General features: G+C 71.6%; 18 protein-coding genes. 6 read left to right on the plus strand and 12 right to left on the minus strand.

Annotated features, from left to right (window positions below; all coding sequences use genetic code 11):
* Positions 1–144: 144 nt before the first annotated feature.
* The 4 genes from ACIBZJ_RS17900 to ACIBZJ_RS17915 are packed head-to-tail and all read right to left on the minus strand — an operon-like array spanning position 145 to position 3124.
* On the minus strand, positions 145–858 hold the full coding sequence (locus ACIBZJ_RS17900) for an NUDIX hydrolase (RefSeq protein ID WP_395930749.1): 714 nt from the start codon (positions 856–858) through the stop codon (positions 145–147).
* Positions 855–1445, minus strand: coding sequence for a TlpA disulfide reductase family protein (locus ACIBZJ_RS17905; protein WP_395930751.1), 591 nt, complete (start codon positions 1443–1445; stop codon positions 855–857). The genes ACIBZJ_RS17900 and ACIBZJ_RS17905 overlap by 4 nt, the downstream gene beginning before the upstream one ends.
* Positions 1442–2176, minus strand: coding sequence for an endonuclease III (gene nth / locus ACIBZJ_RS17910; RefSeq protein ID WP_395930753.1), 735 nt, complete (start codon positions 2174–2176; stop codon positions 1442–1444). Before nth ends, ACIBZJ_RS17905 begins: the two co-directional genes overlap by 4 nt.
* Positions 2177–2185: 9 nt before the next feature.
* Positions 2186–3124 (minus strand): serine/threonine-protein kinase, encoded by a 939-nt coding sequence (locus ACIBZJ_RS17915; protein ID WP_395930755.1) that lies wholly within the window; start codon positions 3122–3124, stop codon positions 2186–2188.
* Positions 3125–3305: 181 nt separating this feature from the next.
* On the opposite strand from ACIBZJ_RS17915, the gene ACIBZJ_RS17920 reads away from it, so the two are divergent.
* Positions 3306–3980 (plus strand): Crp/Fnr family transcriptional regulator, encoded by a 675-nt coding sequence (locus ACIBZJ_RS17920; protein ID WP_395930757.1) that lies wholly within the window; start codon positions 3306–3308, stop codon positions 3978–3980.
* A 153-nt stretch (positions 3981–4133) separates the two neighbouring features.
* Here the strand turns inward: ACIBZJ_RS17920 and ACIBZJ_RS17925 are convergent, their stop codons facing one another.
* Genes ACIBZJ_RS17925 through ACIBZJ_RS17940 form a run of 4 tightly spaced genes read right to left on the minus strand, consistent with a single transcriptional unit; the run spans position 4134 to position 11304 of the window.
* Positions 4134–6164 carry a protein kinase gene (locus ACIBZJ_RS17925; RefSeq protein ID WP_395930759.1) on the minus strand — a complete coding sequence of 677 codons (2031 nt, stop codon included), beginning with the start codon at positions 6162–6164 and terminating at the stop codon, positions 4134–4136.
* Between the two features lie 36 nt (positions 6165–6200).
* Positions 6201–9701 carry an AAA family ATPase gene (locus ACIBZJ_RS17930; RefSeq protein WP_395930761.1) on the minus strand — a complete coding sequence of 1167 codons (3501 nt, stop codon included), beginning with the start codon at positions 9699–9701 and terminating at the stop codon, positions 6201–6203.
* On the minus strand, positions 9698–10462 hold the full coding sequence (locus ACIBZJ_RS17935; RefSeq protein ID WP_395930763.1) for an MBL fold metallo-hydrolase: 765 nt from the start codon (positions 10460–10462) through the stop codon (positions 9698–9700). Before ACIBZJ_RS17935 ends, ACIBZJ_RS17930 begins: the two co-directional genes overlap by 4 nt.
* Positions 10459–11304 (minus strand): NUDIX hydrolase, encoded by an 846-nt coding sequence (locus tag ACIBZJ_RS17940; protein ID WP_395930765.1) that lies wholly within the window; start codon positions 11302–11304, stop codon positions 10459–10461. Before ACIBZJ_RS17940 ends, ACIBZJ_RS17935 begins: the two co-directional genes overlap by 4 nt.
* A gap of 148 nt (positions 11305–11452) precedes the next feature.
* Between ACIBZJ_RS17940 and ACIBZJ_RS17945 the strand changes: the two genes are divergently transcribed.
* Positions 11453–12232 carry a MerR family transcriptional regulator gene (locus ACIBZJ_RS17945; protein WP_395930767.1) on the plus strand — a complete coding sequence of 260 codons (780 nt, stop codon included), beginning with the start codon at positions 11453–11455 and terminating at the stop codon, positions 12230–12232.
* Here the strand turns inward: ACIBZJ_RS17945 and ACIBZJ_RS17950 are convergent.
* Complete coding sequence (locus tag ACIBZJ_RS17950) at positions 12229–12687, minus strand: RidA family protein (protein ID WP_395930769.1); 459 nt, start codon at positions 12685–12687, stop codon at positions 12229–12231. The genes ACIBZJ_RS17945 and ACIBZJ_RS17950 overlap by 4 nt on opposite strands.
* On the minus strand, positions 12684–12845 hold the full coding sequence (locus ACIBZJ_RS17955) for a hypothetical protein (RefSeq protein ID WP_395930771.1): 162 nt from the start codon (positions 12843–12845) through the stop codon (positions 12684–12686). Before ACIBZJ_RS17955 ends, ACIBZJ_RS17950 begins: the two co-directional genes overlap by 4 nt.
* A gap of 56 nt (positions 12846–12901) precedes the next feature.
* Here ACIBZJ_RS17955 and ACIBZJ_RS17960 point away from each other — a divergent pair, with 56 nt between their 5' ends.
* Both ACIBZJ_RS17960 and ACIBZJ_RS17965 read left to right on the plus strand, forming a co-directional pair.
* Positions 12902–13873, plus strand: coding sequence for an ArsA-related P-loop ATPase (locus ACIBZJ_RS17960; protein ID WP_395930773.1), 972 nt, complete (start codon positions 12902–12904; stop codon positions 13871–13873).
* Entirely contained in the window at positions 13870–15006 is a 1137-nt protein-coding gene (locus ACIBZJ_RS17965; RefSeq protein WP_395930775.1) for an ArsA family ATPase, read from the plus strand. The genes ACIBZJ_RS17960 and ACIBZJ_RS17965 overlap by 4 nt, the downstream gene beginning before the upstream one ends.
* On the opposite strand, the gene ACIBZJ_RS17970 is transcribed toward ACIBZJ_RS17965, so the two are convergent.
* Positions 14989–15279 carry a WhiB family transcriptional regulator gene (locus tag ACIBZJ_RS17970; RefSeq protein ID WP_395930777.1) on the minus strand — a complete coding sequence of 97 codons (291 nt, stop codon included), beginning with the start codon at positions 15277–15279 and terminating at the stop codon, positions 14989–14991. The two genes, ACIBZJ_RS17965 and ACIBZJ_RS17970, sit on opposite strands and share 18 nt — an antisense overlap.
* A 284-nt stretch (positions 15280–15563) precedes the next feature.
* On the opposite strand from ACIBZJ_RS17970, the gene ACIBZJ_RS17975 reads away from it, so the two are divergent.
* Positions 15564–17990 carry a penicillin-binding protein gene (locus ACIBZJ_RS17975; protein ID WP_395930779.1) on the plus strand — a complete coding sequence of 809 codons (2427 nt, stop codon included), beginning with the start codon at positions 15564–15566 and terminating at the stop codon, positions 17988–17990.
* Positions 17991–18086: 96 nt separating this feature from the next.
* Here the strand turns inward: ACIBZJ_RS17975 and ACIBZJ_RS17980 are convergent, their stop codons facing one another.
* Entirely contained in the window at positions 18087–18554 is a 468-nt protein-coding gene (locus tag ACIBZJ_RS17980; protein ID WP_395930781.1) for a GatB/YqeY domain-containing protein, read from the minus strand.
* A gap of 66 nt (positions 18555–18620) precedes the next feature.
* On the opposite strand from ACIBZJ_RS17980, the gene ACIBZJ_RS17985 reads away from it, so the two are divergent.
* Positions 18621–19547: a metallophosphoesterase gene (locus ACIBZJ_RS17985; protein WP_395930783.1), complete on the plus strand. Its 927-nt coding sequence runs from the start codon at positions 18621–18623 to the stop codon at positions 19545–19547.
* Positions 19548–19562: the final 15 nt, after the last annotated feature.

Below are 19562 nucleotides of genomic sequence, written 5' to 3' on the forward strand. Positions count from 1 at the left end.
TCATGCCGACCATGTTCGACGTGAAGTGGAACGTACTGACGAAGTCATAGCGTCCGTGACTGAGCGTGACCTCGGTTGACCATTCGTGTTCGCGGAGGACCCGTGAACACACCGTCACCGTAGCTGGCCGGTACCAACCGCCTGCTAACGGATCGCATCCGGTGGGCGGGTCGGCCGGGCCAGCGCGAGCGCGTCGGCGGGCAGGTCTTCCATCCGGTTGCGGTTCCACGGTTGGGCCCAGCCCCCGAGGTCGAGAACGAACGAGATCAGCCCGGCCGTGAAGCCCCAGACGAACATGTCGCTGACGCCGAACCCGGGCCCGATGACGCCGCTCGGGTGCCGGACGCGGAACCGGTTGCCGGCGTCGGCCAGAGCGGAGATCGGCACCCGCGCCACGGTGGCGACCTCACCGGCGTCGACCGGCCCGACCGGGTGCGGCCGCTCCCACCACCCGAGCACGCCGGTGACGATGAAGCCCGACACCGGGATCAGCACCGGCGGCAGCTCGCCGATCACCCGCACCGAGCCGGGCTCGAGCCCGACCTCCTCGTTGGCCTCCCGCAGCGCGGTGCCGATCGGGCCGTCGTCGCCCGGATCGGTCGCGCCGCCCGGGAACGCCGGCTGGCCGGCGTGGCTGCGCAGCGTCGCCGCGCGCTCGAGCAGCAGCAGGTCGGGGCCGTCGGGGCCGTCGCCGAACAAGATCAGCACCGCGGACGGACGGCCGCTGCCGTCCGGCGGCGGCACGAACCGCGAGATCTGGTCGCTACGGACCTGCGGCAGCGCGCCGACCAGCGTGTGCAGCCAGGACGGCAGGGTTTCGACGCCGGGCTCCGGATGGCCGGCCGGGTTCTCGTTCATGCCACGCGTACTCCGAGATATCGCCCGGCCAGTGCGGACAGAGTCTGGTCGGTGAGAGGGCTGCCGCGGTAAACGTGGACGACTTCGCCGTCGGCCGAGACGAATGCGGTGGCCGGCAGCGTGTTCACCTTCAGGGCGTGCAGGACCTCGCGGGCGCGGTCGTAGACGTTGGCGAACGTGACGCCGACGTCGTCGGCCGCCAGGACCGCGTTCGGGGCGTCGTCGCCGGTGTTCACGCCCACGACCGCGACCCGGGTGCCCGCGGCGGTGGCGAACCGCTCCATCACCGGCATCTCGTCCTTGCAGGGCAGGCACCAGGACGCCCACAGGTTGAGCACCAGCGGACGCCCGATCGGTGCGCCGATCGTCACCCGCGCCCCGGTCGGCTCCATGCACGGCAGCGGCCGGACGCCCTTCAGCGGGCTCTTCGCGGGCACCTGCCCGGTCGGCGCCGGGCAGGTCGCGAACTTGCTCTTCGCGAACGCGCCGGAACTCGGGCCCGGTGTGGGCGCCGCCGCCTCAGGCGTGTCGGTGGTACACCCGGCCAGCAGAACCAGCACGGCCACCACGAGCCCGAAATACTTCATGCCCCTACCAGTGCCGCCAGTTCATCGGCTCGCGGGCCTTTGAGGAGCTTCACCGCGGCCGGCAGGTCGGTCGGCCCGGTGCCGTACGACGGGCAGAGCGCCGACAGCGTGCACGCGCCGCACGCCGGTTTCCGCGCGTGACAGACGCGCCGCCCGTGGAAGATCAGCCGGTGCGAGAGCATCGTCCAGTCTTTGCGATCGAACAGTGCGCCGACCTCGTGCTCGACCTTCACCGGATCTTCTTCCGTGGTCCAGCCGAAGCGGCGGGCCAGGCGGCCGAAGTGCGTGTCGACCGTGATACCCGGGACGCCGAACGCGTTGCCGAGCACGACGTTGGCGGTCTTGCGGCCGATGCCCGGCAGCGTGACCAACTCGTCGAGCGTGCGTGGCAGCTCGCCGTCGAACCGCTCGACCAGCGCCTGCCCGAGCCCGATCAGCGAGCTCGTCTTCGCCCGGAAGAAACCGGTCGGCTTGAGGATGCTCTCCATCTCGGCACGATCGGCCCCGGCGTAGTCTTCCGCCGTCTCGTACTTCGCGAACAGCGTCGGCGTCGTCAGGTTCACCCGGACGTCGGTGGTCTGTGCGGAGAGGATCGTCGCGACCGCCAGCTCGAGCGGCGTCGTGAAGTCGAGCTCGCAGTGGGCGTCGGGATGGGTCTCGGTGAGGATCCGGTGCATCCGGCGGGCCCGTCGTTTCAGCGCGAGCGGGCTCTCCAGGGCGGCGACAGTCACGGGGAAACCCTAGCCCTCCCGTCCGACAGTCGGACGGAGCCGCGGAAGGCGAGCGGTGGGCTGGTCGGCGAGATCGTGGTCGGCGCCAGGAGCGCCCGGGTCCGAGAACCGCTCGGACGCCCGGCCGAGCGCGGACCGCTCGGCCCGCAGCGCGTCCCGGAGCGCACCGGCGGTGGGCAGGCGGTTCTCCGGCTCCCTGGCCATGCCCGCGCGCAAGACGGCGACCACGGACTCCGGTACACCGGGTATCCCCGGGACCGACGCCGAGTGCAGCGCCTCGATCTCGGCGTCGGTCAGGTTCATTTCCCCGGTCGGCCAGCGCGGCGCGCGCCCGGTCAGCAGCGAGTACAGCGTCGCCGAGAGCCCGTAGACGTCGACCGCGGGCGTCGGGCGCCGCGACCAGAACATCTCCGGCGCCGCGTAGGCCGGGGTGAGCAGCTCCAGCGTCTCGGTCGACTCCGTCGTCGGGTCGTACCGGGCGGCCAGACCGAAGTCGGCGAGTTCGGGGTGGCCGTAGCGGTCGTAGAGCACGTTGGCCGGTTTCACGTCGCGGTGGACGACCCCGACCCGGTGCGCGGCTGCCAGCGCGTCGGCGATCGCGACGCCGACGTCGAGCACGTCGACGAGCGGCATCGGACCGTGGCTGCGGAGGTAGTCGGCCAGCGACCCGGCCGGGCACAGCTCCATCACGAGATAGGCGCGTCCGTCGGCGGTGATGCCGGCGTCGTGGATGTCGATCACGTTCGGGTGACCGGAGACCTGGCCGGCGGCCCGCACCTCGGCGAAGAACCGGGCCCGGTCGCCCTCGTCGAGCAGCACGCGGTGGTCGATCTTGAGCGCGACCTCGCGCCCGATCGATTCCTGGAGCGCTCGGTATACCGTGGAGAAACCGCCGCTACCCAGCACGGACAGGATCGGGAAGCCCGGGACCGGGGTACTTTCCGCCACCCCGCCTCCCCCTGTAAGCCGAGCTGTCAGCCTACGATGAAGCGATCTCCGCGCGAGTCGCCGATCGGACAGCCGACGCCCTCGAAACGCCGTTTCCTGGCGTCGGGAGCGGGTCATTGCCCACCCCACCCCACCGGCCCCATAGACTCACCGACAGTCTGCCGCTGCTGGAGGTGGGGTCATGGACGAGGTACTTGCCCGGTCAGGGCTGTTTCAGGGGGTCGAGCCGGAGTCAGCTGAGGCTCTCGCGGCCCACCTGGAGTACCTCGACATCCCGAAGGGTCACACGATTTTCTCCGAGGGAGAACTTGGTGACTCGCTTTATATCGTGATGTCCGGGAAAATTAAGGTCGGTCGGCGCGCTGCCGACGGTCGCGAAAACATGATCGCCGTGATGGGCCCGTCCGACTTGTTCGGCGAGCTCTCGTTGTTCGACCCTGGCCCGCGAACGGCGAGCGCGGTCGCGGTGACCGACGCCAAAGTCGCACGGATGCGGCAGCAGTCGCTCCGGCCGTGGATCACCAACCGGCCCGAGATCGCCGAGCAGCTGCTCCGGGTGCTCGCCCGGCGCCTGCGCCGGACGAACGACGCGCTCGCCGACCTGATCTTCACCGACGTGCCCGGTCGCGTCGCGAAGAACCTGTTGCAGCTCGCCAAGCGGTTCGGGACCCGTGAGGGTAGCGCTCTGCGCCTCACTCACGACCTGACGCAGGAAGAGATCGCGCAGCTCGTCGGGGCTTCCCGGGAGACCGTGAACAAGGCGCTGGCCGACTTCACGTCCCGCGGCTGGCTCCGCCTCGAGGGCAAGAGCGTGGTCCTGATCGACCCCGAGCGTCTGTCCCGCCGGGCCCGCTGACCACGAAATACCACCGTGCGGACGCTGCGCCTGCTGGCGCAACGTCCGCACGGTGCGGTTCGCCCGCTGGTGAACGCTCCCGATGAATCTACTGTGGACCCGGTCGACCGCGACCGCGCCGGGGATCGGACGACCCGGTCGCCGGCCGACGCCTTACGTCACGAAGACCGGGGCCTTCAGCGCGTCGTCGCCCTTGCCGGCCAGGCAGCGGAACTTGTCGCCGCCGTAGGCCGAGACGGACGTGCGCCAGCCGTTGGTCTCCAGGCCGCTCGCGGCCAACACGGCCTGGAGCACGCTGTCCGAGCAGAGGAACTGGACGTTCTTGTCCTTGCGCAGCGCGGAGGAGTCCGCGCCGCTCTCGCTCGAAGACAGCTGGCCGACGACGTACGTCTCCCAGGTGTGTTTGTTCGTGCACCCGCGCGAGCCGTACGAGCCGTCGGACTTGCCGCGCCAGCACTCCGGGCTCGACGGGCACTGGGCGTTGATGCCGGCCCCGGTACCGGCCAGCACCGCCACCTCGCACGGGCTGCCGAACGCGCTCCCGGCCTCGGTACCGGTCGGCAGCCCGTCGAGCGGGAAGCCGGGCAGCTCGCCGCTCTGTGACGGCAGCGGCTGACCCGACGGCGCCTTGGTCGGGGTCGGCTGGGGTCCGGTACTCGGGTCGGCCGTCGTCGGGCCGGACGGCGTCTCGTTGCCGAGGATGCCGACCGCGGCGGCGCCGATACCGCCGAGGACGAGCAGAACCGCCACGACGACGCCGACGATCACCAGGACGCGTTTGCTGCTGTTGCCCGAACCGCCGGGCCGGCCGCTGGGAGGCGCGTTGAAGCTGCTCGGCGGCGGCGGGTACGGCGGCGGGCTCCCGGGCGGCTGGCCTCCGGGCCGCTGGGCGCCGGGCGGGCCGCTCGCGTACGCGTTGGCCGGGAACACCGAGGTCTGGCTCAATGGCGGCCGACCGCTCGACCCCGAGGTCGGGGTCCCGTACACGGTCGGCCCGGACCTGGTCGCCGAGCCGCTCGGAGGCCCGCTGTGCGGGGCCGGAGGCCCGCTGTACAGCGACGGCGGCCCGGTCGTCTGACCGGGAGTGCCGCCGTACGGCGACGTGTGCGGGGAGCTGCCGTACGGTGCGGGCGCGCCTCCGCTCACCGGAGCACTGCCCGAGGCGGACGCGGACGCACTGCCCGACGCCGACGCGGCGCCCCAGACTCCGCCCGACGCGGCGGCGGACCCGTACACGCCACCCCCGGACGACGGCGGGGACGACGGCGGGCCCGACGGTTGACCGGCCGGACCCGGGCTCACCGGCGGCGCGGCTCCGAAACCCGCCGACCGCGACCCGGTGTCGTCGTCCAGATCCAGCGACGACAGAGCGTCGCGCAGTTCCGCCGAGGACGGATACCGATCTTCGGCGTACGGCGCCATCGCCCGGCGCAACACCGCCGACAGCCCCGGCGGCACGCCCGGAATGTCGGGGATCGGATCGTCGAGAATCATGACCATCGTGGCTAGGCTCGGCGTCCCGGTCTCCGGCCACCGCGGCGGACGCCCGGCCAGCAGCGCGTACAGCGACGCCCCGAGCGAGAACTGGTCGCCGAGCGGCGACGGCGCCTCCATCCGGAAGACCTCGGGTGGCGCGTAGGCCGGGGTCAGCGCCTCGATCGTCACCGAGAGCTCCCGGTTCGGATCGGGCAGCGCGGCCAGCCCGAAGTCGGCCAGCCCCGGCACCCCGTACCGGTTGATCAGGATGTTCCCCGGCTTCACGTCCCGGTGCAGGATCCCGTTGTCGTGCGCGGCCTGCAGCGCGTCCGCGATCTTGACGCCGACGTCGCGCACCTCGACCGGCGAGAGCGGGCCGCGCTCCCGCAGCCGCGCCGCGTACGAACCACCGGTGCAGAGCTCCATGACCAGGTAAGGGTGGTTGTCTTGCGTCACGCCCGCGTCGTAGATGTTGACGACGTTCGGGTGCCCCGACATCCGCCCGGCCGCCTCGGCCTCGCGGACGAACCGACGACGGTCGCGCTCGGACTCCAGCGAGCGGGTGTCGATCTTGAGGGCGACCTCGCGTCCGATCGAATCCTGACGGGCGCGGTAAACGGTCGAGTACCCTCCGCGAGCAAGAACGGTCAGATCGGACAGACCAGCCACCGGGGATGCCGGTTGGGCCCCGGACGGCTCACTTCGCACGTGGACGACCGTACCGACTTCGCGCGATCCGTGGGTCTACTCCGGCCGGGCGAGAGCTGCGGCAAGTGCCACTCGGTCACGCACCGTGTCGCTGGCAGCCCGCTCCGAAGCCTGTTCGGACCCGTACGCGAGCGTGACGGCCTCGTTCGCGGCACTCAGCGCCTCGGCCAGCGAGCCGTTGGCGCCCAGCGAGACGGCCAGCACCCGGCGGGCCAGGATCCGGCTGCGGATGTCTTCGGCCGGTACCCGGGACGCCCGCCGTGCCCACTCCAGCGCCTCCTCGACCTTCCCTGCCTCCAGCAGCACACCGGAGTAGTGCGCGAGCGCCTGCCGCCGGGGGAACAGCAACGACGGCCCGCTGGCGTCGTTCACGACCTCGCCCAGCAGCTCCATCGCGCCGTCCCGGTCGCCGAGCAGACGCCGGGCCTGGGCCCGCAGCACGAGCGGCCCCACCCGGGTCGACGGATCGACCTCCAGCGGCGTGATGAGCTCGAGCGTCCGCACCGCGTCCGCCTCCGCCGCGGCGATCTCACCGGTCGCGAGGCGGCAGTAGCCGCGGACGGTCAGCGCGATCCCGGCGGTCAGCGGGTGACCGATCTCGCGGCCGACGACCAGCGCCTCGGTGAGCAGGTCGACGGCCTCGTCCATCCGGTCGTAGCCGCGGGCGATCACGCCCCGCACGGTCAGCGCCAGGCTGGCACCCCAGGGGTCGTCGCCGGCCCGGAACGCGGCGTGTGCCAGGTCGGCCTGGCGGGTCGCGTAGGTGAGCTCGCCCAGTTCCGCGGCCGCGAACGCGTCGACGATGCGCAGCGCGGCGACCGCCCAGCCGTCCGCGATCCGCTCGGCGTACGGGACGAACTTCTCGGCCAGCCGCCTGGCCTCGTGCAGCCGTCCCTCGAGCAGGCGGACGAACGCGGTCGTGCCCCGGACCCAGGAGCGACCGGCCGGGTCGTCCAGCCGCGCGAACACGGCCCTGGCCTCCTCGAGCACGCGGTCGGCCCGGGTGAAATCGCCCCGGGTCGTCGCCGACCAGGCCAGGTGCTGCAGCGCCCAGGCGGTGCCCGGCCCGTCGTCGGACGCGGACGCCACCCGATAGGCGGCGGTGAACCGACGCTCGGCCAGCGGCAGGCGTCCGCCCAGGTAGTCGAGCATCCCGAGTCGCCGGAGCGCCTCGCTCTCGCAGCTCGGTAGCTGCGCGGCCCTGGACTTGCGCAGTGCCGAGCTCCAGGCCGCGATCGCGCCCCGGGAGTCACCGCCCGCGCGCAGGGCCTCGCCCTTGACCAGCAGCGCGGCGACCGCCACCGGCCCGGTACCGGCCGCCACCGCGGACGCCAGCTCCCCGGCGTCCCCTGCGCGCCCGCTGACCAGCAGCGCCCGGGCCCGGAGCAGCCGGAGGTCGTCCGCACGAGCCGCGGACGCGTCGGGAAGCAGCGCGGTGGCTCGATCGAGGAGGTCCAGGGCCCGGCTCGGCTCGCCGAGAGCGATGGCCCGCTCGGCCAGGCGGTACAGCGCGGCGACGCCGATCGGGGCGACCTCCCGGGCCTCGTGCTGGGGCGGCAGCGACATCTGGTTCGCCAGACCCAGCGCCCGCACGACGTGCCGGGCCGTGAACTCGTCCCGCTCGACGTCGGAGAGGCCGCGCACCGGCTCGGCGTCGGCCCAGCGAGCGATGCGGGCGTGCCGGGTCGCCAGGTCGGCCTTGCCGATCGCGCTGTAGGCGGCCTCGCGCATGAGCGCGGTCACGAACGCGAAGCCGCCGCTGGCGGTGCGCCGCAGCATGCGTCGGCTGATCAGATCGGCCAGCGCCCGGTCGAGGTCGGCCGCCGCGGTCGCCGGCGAGTGCCCGGCACCGCGGATCTCCTCCAGCGCTCCCGGCGGCACCCGGTCGCCGACCACGGCGGCGTCCCGGAGCACCGACCGCGGATAGGGCGGCAGCGCGTCGATCCGGGCCGTCAGCACCGCCGCGAGGTCGGAGGAGAGCAGCCGACCGCGGAACCCGCCCGGCGCGAGCCGCCAGCCGTCGGTACCGCCGGTCAGCCGCCCCTGCTCGACCAGCAGCGAGACGAGTTCGGCCAGGTAGAACGGGTTGCCCTGGGCGGTGGCCAGCAGCCGGGTCTCGTCCGCCCGGTCGAGCGGCCCACCGAGGTACGAGCGGAGCAGCCGGGAGACCGCGGCACCGGTCAGCGGCGGCAGCGGCAACGGCTCCGCGGCCGGTAGCCGGGTCAGGAGGCCGCGCGTCCGCACCAGCTCCGGACGGCCCAGCAGCAGCACGAGGACCGCGCTCTCCAGGTGGTCGACGAGCGCCCCGAGCGCGTCCAGCGTGTCCGGCGACGCGTTGTGGACGTCGTCCACCACCACGAGCACGGGTTCGACCGCGGCCAGCCCGTTGAGCAGCGCGGCCAGGACCTGCGGGGTCCGCTCCCGGCGGCCACCCGCGGCCGGCACGCCCGGTACGCCGGGCAGCGCATCCACGTCGGACTCGACGCCGACCAGGTCGAACAGCACCTCGACGCCACCGGGGCCGAGGCCGGGATCGGGGATCGCGGTCGCGACCCGACGGATGCTCTCGGCGATCCGCTCGGGCGAGTCGTCCGGCTCGACGCCGCACGCCTGCCGCACCAGGTCGGCCAGCGCCGCCGAGCCTCCGACCTGGCCGAACGCCGGGCAGCGGGTCGACAGCGCCCGGGCACTGAACGCGTCGCCGACCGCACGGGCCACTTCGGCGCCGAGCCGGGTCTTGCCCGCACCGGCCTCCGCGGTGACGACGACGACCCGCGGCTCGCCCTGCTCGGCCACCTCGGCGAACCGTCCGAGCAGACGTCCGGACTCCACCTCGCGGCCGACGAACGGGGCCTCGTCACCGAGCCCGGGACGGATACCCGGGGCGTCCCGCAGCCCGAGCAACTCGTAGGCCTCGACCGGCTGACGCTTGCCCTTGAGCCGCAGCGGCGGCAGCCGCCGCCAGGCCGCCCGGTCTCGGGTGGCGCGCTGGGTCCGGGCTCCGGCGTAGACCGCGCCCATGCCGGCCGCGTCGGAGAGCCGGGCCGCGGTGTTCACCGTGTCGCCGATGACCGTGTAGGACAGTGCGGCCTGGACGCCGGCGACGACCTCGCCGGTGTTCACCCCGACCCGCAGCCCGAGACGGCGTCCGCCTCCCAGTTCGTCCTCGATGACGCGCTTGACCGCGCGCTGCATGGCCAGCGCGGAACGGACGGCGCGCTCCGGATCGTCCTCATGGGCGACCGGAGCCCCGAAAACGGCCATGATGCCGTCGCCGGTCAGTTTGTCGACGTGGCCGCCGAAGGCGGTGACGGCCTGCGCGCAGGCCGCCAGGACCCGGTCGGTGAGCCGGCCGACGCGTTCCGGGTCGAGGTCCTCCGACCAGGCGGTGAAATCGGTGAGGTCCCCGAACAAGACCGTCACGACCCGTCGTTCGGTCTCGAAGCCGGTCGGTTCGACGTCCGGCAGGCGGGTGCCGCAGTGATGGCAGTACCGCCCGCCGGGAACCGCGACCGTGCCGCAGACCGGGCAGGTCATGGCCGGCCGTTCGCTCGCAAATAGTCCAGCTGGGCCCGCACCGAGAGCGAGGCCGCGGGCCAGACCGACCGGTCGACATCGGCGTAGACGGTCTGGACGACGTCCATCGGCGTGGACGCCCCGGCGGCGACCGCGGCCTCGACCTGCGCCAGCCGCTCGGCGCGGTGCCGCAGGTAGAACGCGGCGACCGCCCCGGCGTCGGGCAGCACCGGCCCGTGCCCGGGGAGCACCGGGATCGAGCCCAGGCCACGGATCCGTTCCAGGCTGGTCAGGTAGTCGCCGAGCGCGCCGTCCGGCCAGGCGACGACCGTGGTGCCCCGGCCCAGGATCGTGTCGCCGGTGAGAACGGCCTCGTCCTCGATGACGAACGAGACCGAGTCGGCGGTGTGCCCTGGCGTCGCGAACGTCCGCAGCGACAGCCCGGCGACCTCCAGCGGCTCGCCGTCGGCGATCAGCGCCTGGCCGCCGACCGCGTGGACCGGATCCGCCGCGAGCACGTCCGAGCCGGTCATCTCGGCGAACCGGGCGGCGCCCTCGGAGTGATCGGGGTGACCGTGCGTGAGCAGCGTGGCCACGACCGGACCGTGGGCGGCGACCCGCTCCAGATGCTCGGGCAGCAGCGGCCCGGGGTCGATCACGACGCACCCGGTCGAGCCCGGCGCCCGGAGGACCCAGGTGTTGGTGCCGTCGAGCGTCATCGGGCCGGGGTTGTCGGCGCGCACGAGCGTCGCCCAGTCCGGAACCCACTCGGGCAGCGTCACGCCTTCGATCCTTCCCCGTCGACCGCCGGTGGACGTCCGTGCCGGGCGATACCGGCCATCAGGCCGGCGATGAACTCCGCGGTGACGCCCGGGGGCAGCAGCTCCCGCACGTCGTCCGGCACCGTGATCCGCGGGCCGTCCGGCGACGGGTGGTAGACCGGCCTGATCGGGCGGATCGGGCGGCCCTCGGCGGCGGCGAACACGTCGGCGAGCGTGCCGAACTCGGTGAGGCCGAGCAACGTGGAGGCGGTCGGCGGCAGCATGCCGAACTCTCCGCGCTCGACCGCGGCCAACGCGTCCGCCGGGCTCATCCACAGCCCGCGGGTGGCCTCGGCGGACGGCTCCTGCGGCTCCTGACCGGCCGGTAGACCGGCGACGAAGAACCGGGTGTCGAAACGGCGTTTCTCGGCTTCGGGAGTGATCCAGTGCGCCCAGGGCCGCACCAGGTCGGTCCGGAGGACCAGCCCGCGCCGCGCGAGCAGATCCGGCAGCGTGGTGTTCCCCGCTTCCAGGGCGGCCCGGTCGTCGGCCAGCTCGTCCGCACCGGGGAACGGCGCCGTGCCGTCCGGCTCCGCGAGCAGGACGCCGATCTCCTCGAACGTCTCCCTGACCGCGGCGGTGACGAGCGCCCTGGACAGACCGGCGTCGGCGGAGAGCGGCCAGTGCGCGGGGTCGGGACCCCGCCAGGCACCCTCCGGGACGTGGTCGCCGGGGTCGACCGAACCACCGGGGAAGACGGTGAGACCGGCGAACGCGCGCAGCGTCGTCGCGCGGACGAGCAGGTAGGCCTCGAGACCGCCGGGCGCGTCCCGCAGGAGGATCGTGGTAGAGGCGTCCCGCATGAGGGCATCGTAAGTCGTCCGGGGTGGTCGTCGACCTGCTGTCGGCGATCTACTGTGCCGTCTCGGCGCATCGGCTGCGTGGAGTACGGTGCCTGCTGTGACGGGGCGCCACCGCGGAGAATACGGAGAGTCGGGCACGGACCTCATGATGTCTACAGGCCCGACGACCGGGAACGGCGACGGCGTCCGGGAACGAACGGTGCTGGAACCGGCGTTACAGGCCGACCTGACCGTGGATCAGCTGGCCGAGCACTGCCGGGTGAGCGTGCGGCTGGTACGTGCACACCAGTCCCGGCGGCTGCTCCACCCGCCGCGCCGGGTCGGGCGCCGCAGCGTCTACGACCACTCGCACATCGACCGGCTCGAGCTGATCCAGCGGCTGCAGCGGGCCGGCTTCTCGCTCGCGGCGATCCGCGCGCTGCTGCAGACCGGTCACAACGCGCCCGAGCTCGCGCTGGCCTGGCACGCCGAGGGCCTGGCCATGCGGTTCCCGTCGCTGGCCGACACGTCCGACCCGTCGCTGCAGGTCGAGCCGGAGGGCGTGGCCGACCTGCACGCCCAGCCCGGTGCCTGGGAGGCACTGGAGTCGTACGGGCTGGTCAGCCGCGACTCGGACGGCAACTGGTACGGGACGCACCCGGTGCTGGTGGCCGTGGGCCGCCGGGCCAGGGAGCTGGGCATGCCCTCCACCGAGATCACCCGGCTGCAGTTGCGGGTGGCGGCGGCCGCACTGGAACTCTCGCGGGAGATCATCGAGTCGTTCAACGGGATCTTCGCGGCCACCGAGGTCGGCGCCGAGCGCACGCTCGAGGACTACGCGAGCATGAGTTCGGTGGCCACGGCCCTGATCACGGCCACGTTCGAGGTGCAGCTCTCCAGGCTGGTGCGGGGCGTCGTCGGTATACCGTCCGACGCCCCGAACGACTAGCGGACCTCGACGATCAGTTCGACCTCGACCGGCGCATCGAGCGGCAGGGCCGCGACGCCGACCGCGCTGCGGGCGTGCTTGCCCGCTTCGCCGAACACCGCGCCGAACAGCTCGCTGGCGCCGTTCACCACGCCCGGTTGCCCGGTGAAGCCCGGCGCGGAGGCGACGAAGCCGACGGCCTTCACGATCCGCACGACATCGTCCAGATCGACGACGGACGCGACCGCGGCCAGCGCGTTCAGGCCGCAGAGACGGGCCTGCTCGTACCCGACCTCGGGGGTGACCTCGGCGCCGAGCAGCCCGGTGACGGTGAGCTTGCCCTCGACGAGCGGGAGCTGACCGGAGGTGTAGACGAACGAGCCGGTGCGCACGGCCGGGACGTAGGCCGCCACCGGGGTGGCCACGGCCGGCAGCGTCAGACCGAGTTCGGCGAGCCGGTCAGCGACGTTGCTCACTGGCCGTCCTTCGGGCGCTTGAGGTACGCGACGAGCTGCTCGGAGTTGGGACCGGGGATGACCGAGACGAGTTCCCATCCGTCTTCGCCCCAGTTGTCCAGGATCTGCTTCGTGGCGTGCACCAGCAGCGGAACCGTCACGTACTCCCACTTCGTCATGGCCAGAACCCTACTGGGAGAGGCGGCTACTCCCCGACCGTGGTTACGCTCGTGGAGTGCCCGAGGAATCGACTTCGTTCCCCCAGGCGCGGCTGCACGTAGTCACCGGAAAGGGCGGAACCGGCAAGACCACGGTCGCCGCCGCGCTGGCGCTCGCGCTGGCCGCCGGAGGCCGCCGCACCCTGCTCGTCGAGGTGGAGGGCCGGCAGGGCATCGCGCCGCTGTTCGGGCTGGATCCGCTTCCGTACAGCGAGCGGCCGGTCGCGGTCGCCCCCGAGGGCGGTGAGGTCCGCGCGCTGGCCGTGGACGCCGAGGAGGCGCTCCTCGACTACCTGGAGATGTTCTACAAGCTCGGCCGGGCCGGCCGGATGCTCAAGAAGCTCGGTGCGATCGACTTCGCCACGACGATCGCGCCCGGTATGCGCGACGTCCTGCTCACCGGCAAGGTCAAGGAGGCGGTGACCCGCGCCGACCGCGGCCGGCGCGTCTACGACGCGGTCGTGATGGACGCGCCGCCGACCGGCCGGGTGGCCCGCTTCCTCAACGTCAACTCCGAGGTCGCCGGGCTCGCGAAGGTCGGTCCGATCAAATCCCAGTCCGACGGTGTGATGGCCGTTCTCCGCTCGCCGATGACCGCCGTCCATCTGGTGACGCTGCTCGAGGAGATGCCGGTCCAGGAGACGACGGACGCGGTGACCGAACTGGCCGGGATCGGGCTGCCGATCGGCGCGGTGCTGGTCAACTCCGTGCGGAGCGCGTCGCTGGTCGACGCGAAGATCACCCAGGCCGAGCTGAAGCGGGGGCTGGCCGCGGCCGGTCTGCCGAGCGACCGGGTGACCGTGAAGGGCCTCGCCGACGAGGTCGGCGACCACGTCCGGCGGGCCGCGCTGGAGCAGCGCCTGCGGTCGGACCTGACCGAGCTCGGGCCGCCGGTCGTCGACCTGCCGTTCCTGCCGGGCGGGATGGACTCGGACGGGCTGTACGAGCTGGCCGACGTGCTACGGAAAGCGGGGGTGCGAGCGCCGTGACGGTACTGGACATCGAGGCGCTGCTGACCGATCCCGCGACGCGGATCATCGTCTGCTGCGGTTCCGGCGGTGTGGGGAAGACCACGACCGCCGCCGCGCTCGGTCTACGGGCCGCTGAGGCCGGTAGAAAGACCGTCGTGCTCACGATCGACCCCGCGCGGCGGCTGGCGCAGTCGATGGGGCTCTCCGAGCTCGACAACGTCCCGCGCCGGGTGAAGGGCGTGGCCGGCGGCGAAGACGGCAGCGGCGGCGAGCTGCACGCGATGATGCTCGACATGAAACGGACGTTCGACGAGGTCGTGCTCGCGCACACCGACCCCGAGCGGGCCGAGGAGATCTTCGCCAACCCCTTCTACCAGGCCATGTCGTCCTCGTTCTCCGGGACGCAGGAGTACATGGCGATGGAGAAGCTGAGCCAGCTGCGGGCCGCCGACGAGTGGGACCTGATCATCGTCGACACGCCGCCGAGCCGGTCGGCACTCGACTTCCTGGACGCTCCGCAGAACCTGGCCCGGTTCCTGGACGGCCGGCTGCTCCGCCTGCTGCTGGCGCCCGCGAAGTCCGGCGGGCGTGGCGTCATGAAGGTGATGTCGGCGTCGTTCTCGCTGTTCAGCCGGGTCATCACGAAGATCCTCGGTGCCCAGCTGCTGAACGACGTCTCGACGTTCGTCGGAGCGCTGGATTCGATGTTCGGCGGGTTCCGGGAGCGGGCGCAGCGCACCTACGACCTGCTGAAGACGCCAGGCACGGCGTTCGTCGTGGTGGCGGCACCGGAGCCGGACGCCGTCCGGGAGGCGTCGTACTTCGCCGATCGCCTGATCGCGGAAGACATGCCGCTGGCCGGCCTGGTGCTCAACCGGGTGCATGCGACCGAGGCACCGGAGCTGTCGGCCGCCGATGCCCAGGCGGGCGCCGAGGAGCTGGACCGTGCCGGCACGTCTCCGTTGACCGCCGAGGTACTGCGCCTGCACGCCGACCTGTCGAGGCTGGTGGAGCGCGAGCGGCGGATCGCGGCGGGGTTCACCACCGCGCACCCGGACGTGCCGGTGGTCGAGGTGCCTGCCGAGGCCGAAGACGTCCACGACCTCGACGGACTCCGCCGAGTCGGCAGCGCGCTAACCGGTGGGTTGTAGCTCGTGCGCCTTTCGGGCCGCCTCGAGCAGCTTCCACCACGAGGTGACGTCTGGACGGCGCCGTAACAACGCGCGCCGCTCACGCTCGGTCATGCCTCCCCAGACACCGAACTCGACCCGATTGTCGAGGGCATCAGCGAGACATTCCGTCCGAACCGGACAACCCATACACACCGTCTTGGCACGGTTTTGCGCCGCACCCTGGACGAAGAGCGAGTCCGGATCGCTGGCACGACAGGCCGCACGTCCAGCCCAGTCAGCGATCATTCCCATCTCCGGCCCCCTTCAGCGTCACGCCGTCCGGCAAGACTCGTCAGGCACGCATATCCGTGTGGGCGACGCCGTGTCGGTCCGGCATGCCTGCCCCAGGACGGTAAGAAAGGGGCAGTGGCAGTTGGCAGCGGCTATTCGGGTGGTCTTTCACCAGTACTAATGGCCAGTGGCCATCCACCGTTCGTACGGGGTATCGCAGCTCAGGGCCGGTGCCCCCTGTCACACCAACTCACGAGTAACCACGCGGCCAGGGATTCTGGAGAACGCTGCGTACTCTGTTGCCCGTGAAGTTGCCTCAGGACCGCACGATCGCCAACGTCGTCTCACTGGTGCTCTGTGGAATCCTCGCCGGTGTGGTGATCGCCGCGGCCGCCTTCCCTGCGGTCGGCGTGTCTGGATTAACCGCTAAGTCGGCTTCGGATTCCTTCAGTGATCTTCCGGCAGACCTCAAGATTCCGCCGGTGCCGCAGAACTCCGTGCTCTACGCGGCCGACGGCAAGAACGTCATCGCGCAGTTCTACGACGAGAACCGGCGGAACGTCGAGCTGACCGACATCGCCCCGGTGATGCGGCAGGCGATCGTCGCGGCTGAGGACAACCGGTTCTACCAGCACCAGGGCGTCGACGGCCGCGGCGTGATCCGTGCGTTCGTCAAGAACCAGGCGAACGGCGACGTGTCGCAGGGCGCCTCGACGCTGACCCAGCAGTACGTGCGTTCGATCCTGAAGTACGGCGCGACCAACTCCGAGGAGTACCGGCTGGCCACTGAAGACACGGCCGGCCGCAAGCTGCGCGAGATGCGGTACGCGATCGCTCTGGAGAAGCAGCTCACGAAAGACCAGATCCTGCAGAACTACCTGAACATCACGTTCTTCGGGAACAGCGGCTACGGCATCTACTCGGCGTCGTACGCGTACTTCAGCAAGCCTCCGTCGCAGCTCACGCTGCCCGAGGCCGCGATGATCGCCGGAATGGCGCAGAACCCGACGCAGTACAACCCGGTCGGCGGCCAGTTCGGCCAGAAGCCGGCGTTGGACCGCCGCGAGTACGTGCTGAACCAGATGGTGAAGCTGAAGTACGTCACCCCGGCCCAGGCCGCCGCGGCGAAGAAGACCGACCTCGGCCTCAAGCCCAAGCCGACGTCGCAGTCGTGCGAGAACGGCAACACGAAGTTCGGTTTCTTCTGCGGCTGGTTCCTCGACTGGTGGAAGTCGAACCCGGCGTTCGGCAAGACCCGCACCGAGCGTGAGGACAACCTCAAAAAGGGCGGCTACAAGATCGTCTCGTCGCTCGACCTGCGGATGCAGACCGCCGCGCAGAAGAACGTCGACGAGGAGCTGAGCGTCAGCAACCCGTTCGCGACCGGCGTCGTGCTGGTCGAACCCGGCACCGGCCGGGTGAAGGCGATGGCGATCAACCGGAAGTACGGCCTCGGCAAGGGCCAGGGGCGGAACACCTACCCGTACACGGTCAACCCGCTGCTGTCGGGTTCGTCGGTCTCCCCGGGTTTCCAGGCCGGGTCGACGTTCAAGATGTTCACCGCGGTCGCCGCGCTGGAGAAGAACATCCCGCTGAGCCACACGATCTTCGCCCAGCCGCGGTACACCTCGCAGTACCCCGGCCCCTGCAAAGAGGGCGGCGACAAGTGGTGTCCGAAGAACGCGGGCAAGAACATGACCGGCCTGCAGACGATGTCCAGTGCGTTCGGCGAGTCGGCGAACACGTACTTCATCCCGCTGGAAGAGCAGGTTTCGGTCAAGTCGGCGATCACCGCGGCCGAGCAGGCCGGCATCGAGCTGCGCGCGAAGCTCGACCTGGAGCAGAAGGCCAGCGCGCAGAAGGACCCGGGCGCGTGGGGCGCGTTCACTCTGGGCGTCGCCCAGGTGTCGCCGCTCGACATGGCGACCGCCTACGCGACGATCGCGGCCCGCGGTAAATACTGCGCGCCGCTGCCGCTGAAGTCGATCACCGACCAGGACGGCAAGCAGCTCACCGACGTCGCCAACCCGAGCTGCAAACAGACGATCCCGCAGCAGGTTGCGGACGCCGCGGCCGACATGGCGCGGTGCCCGGTCGGCGACAATTCGATGGTCGGCGTCGCCTGCACGCACCCCGGCGGCACCCGCACCGCGGCCAGCGTCGGAGGCACCATCGACCGGCCGGTCGCCGGCAAGACCGGTACCACCGACGACAACGCGACCGCGTGGTTCGTCGGTTTCACGCCGAACTTGGCGGCGGCGTCGTTCATCGCCAACCCGGACAGCCCGACCAAGGAAGTCCCGGACACGAACATCCCGATCCACGTCGCCCGCGACACGCTCAACACCGCGGTGTCGAAGCTGCCGGTCAAGCAGTTCGTGGCGCCGACGAACAAGCTGGCGTACGGCGTCCGGGTGACCGTGCCCGACACGACCGGCGACTCGGTGGACGCGGCGACGAGCAAGCTCCGGTACGCCGGCTTCGAGGTTCGGTTGTCTCCGACCAGGGAGAACTCCGAGCAGGGCGAGGGCCGCGTCTCCCGCAGCGAGCCGGCCGGCGGCACCTCGAGCACGAAGGGCGGCGTCGTCACGCTGGTCTTGAGCAACGGCACCCCGAAGGCGCCTGATCCGACGAAGCCCGGCGAGGAAGACGGCAACGGGATGAAGGAACAGATCTGCGCGGCCAACCCCGATCTGCCGTTGTGCCAGAACCAGGACGGCGGCGGCAACTAGCGGCCCACGACGACGGCCCCCGGATCACCGGGGGCCGTTCTCGTGTTCGGGCGGTGCCCGTCCGACGGTGGCGCGTCGCAGATCGTCGAAAAAGATCTAGGCCGACAGCTGGCGCTTGACCTCAGCCGCCACCCGACCGCCGGGCGCGCGCCCGGCGACGGCGGTCTGGACCGCCTTCATGGCCTGACCCATCTGCTTGACGTCGGTGACGCCGGCGTCCGAGAGGGCGGACGCGACGACCGCGGCCAGTTCCTCGTCGGTGAGCTGCTTCGGCAGGTACCGGGCGAGGACCTCGCCCTCGGCACGCTCGCGGTCGGCACGATCGGCCCGTCCACCCGATGCAAAGGCCTCAGCGGCCTCGGTTCGCTTCTTGGCTTCCCGGGTGAGCACCCGGAGCACTTCGTCGTCAGAGAGCTCACGAGCGGCCTTACCGGCCACCTCCTCGGTGCGGATGGCGGTGAGCGCCATCCGCAGCGTCGCGGTGACGAGTTCGTCCCGTGACTTCATCGCAGTCGTGAGGTCGGTCGTGAGGCGGGTCTTCAGGCCGCCTGCAGCAGTGCTCATGGTGGTCGACCGTACTCCCGGCGGGTGGGGTAGCCGGTCGAAATTCGACGGGTACGCTCCTCACCCATGAGGTGGGGTACGCGCGTGTTCCTGGGGATGGTCGGCGCGGGTGCGGCGACGCTGGCCTATTCGGCGTTGTACGAGCGGGTCCACTGGACGCTCCGCCGGTTCGACGTGCCGGTGCTCGCCCAAGAGGCCGAGCCGCTCCGCGTCCTGCACATATCCGACCTGCACATGCTGCCGGGGCAGCACAGCAAGCAGGAGTGGGTCCGCAGCCTGGACGCGCTCGATCCCGACTTCGTGGCGTTGACGGGAGACAACCTGTCGTCGGCAGACGCGGTGCCGTCGGTGCTCGACGCGCTGGGCCCGCTGCTGCGGCGCCCGGGAGCCTTCGTCTTCGGGTCGAACGACTACTACGGGCCGGTCCCGAAGAACCCGTTCAAGTACTTCAACCAGCACCACAAGCGGTCGCACGGCCCGTCGCTGCCGTGGACCGATCTCCGCGACGCGCTGGCCGACTCCGGCTGGACGGATCTCACGAACGCCCGAGGCAGCGTGACCGCCGGCGGCCGGGTCCTCTCCCTGGGCGGGGTGGACGACCCGCACCTGAAACTGGACCGCTACGTGTCCGGACCGCTGGAACCCGCTGATCTCCATCTGGGGCTGGTGCACGCGCCGGAGCCGGACGTGCTGGACATGTTCGCGGCCGACGGATACGACCTGGTGCTGGCCGGCCACACCCACGGCGGGCAGCTCCGGGTGCCGGGGTACGGGGCGCTGGTGACGAACTGTGGCATCGAACGTGATCTCGCTCGCGGTGCGCACCGCTGGAGCGGTGACACGTGGCTGCACGTTTCGGCAGGTATGGGCACGTCGCCGTACGCGCCGATCCGGTTCGCCTGCCCGCCGGAGGTGAGCCTGCTCACGCTGGTGCCGAGGCCCGAGCACGGGGTGCGGGATACCCGTGCGCACGAGTCCGCGGGAGTCGGCTAGTATTTGCTCCGTGCC

Origin of the sequence: Cryptosporangium sp. NPDC051539, assembly GCF_044454545.1 — a bacterium.
Classification (GTDB): Bacteria; Actinomycetota; Actinomycetes; order Mycobacteriales; family Cryptosporangiaceae; genus Cryptosporangium.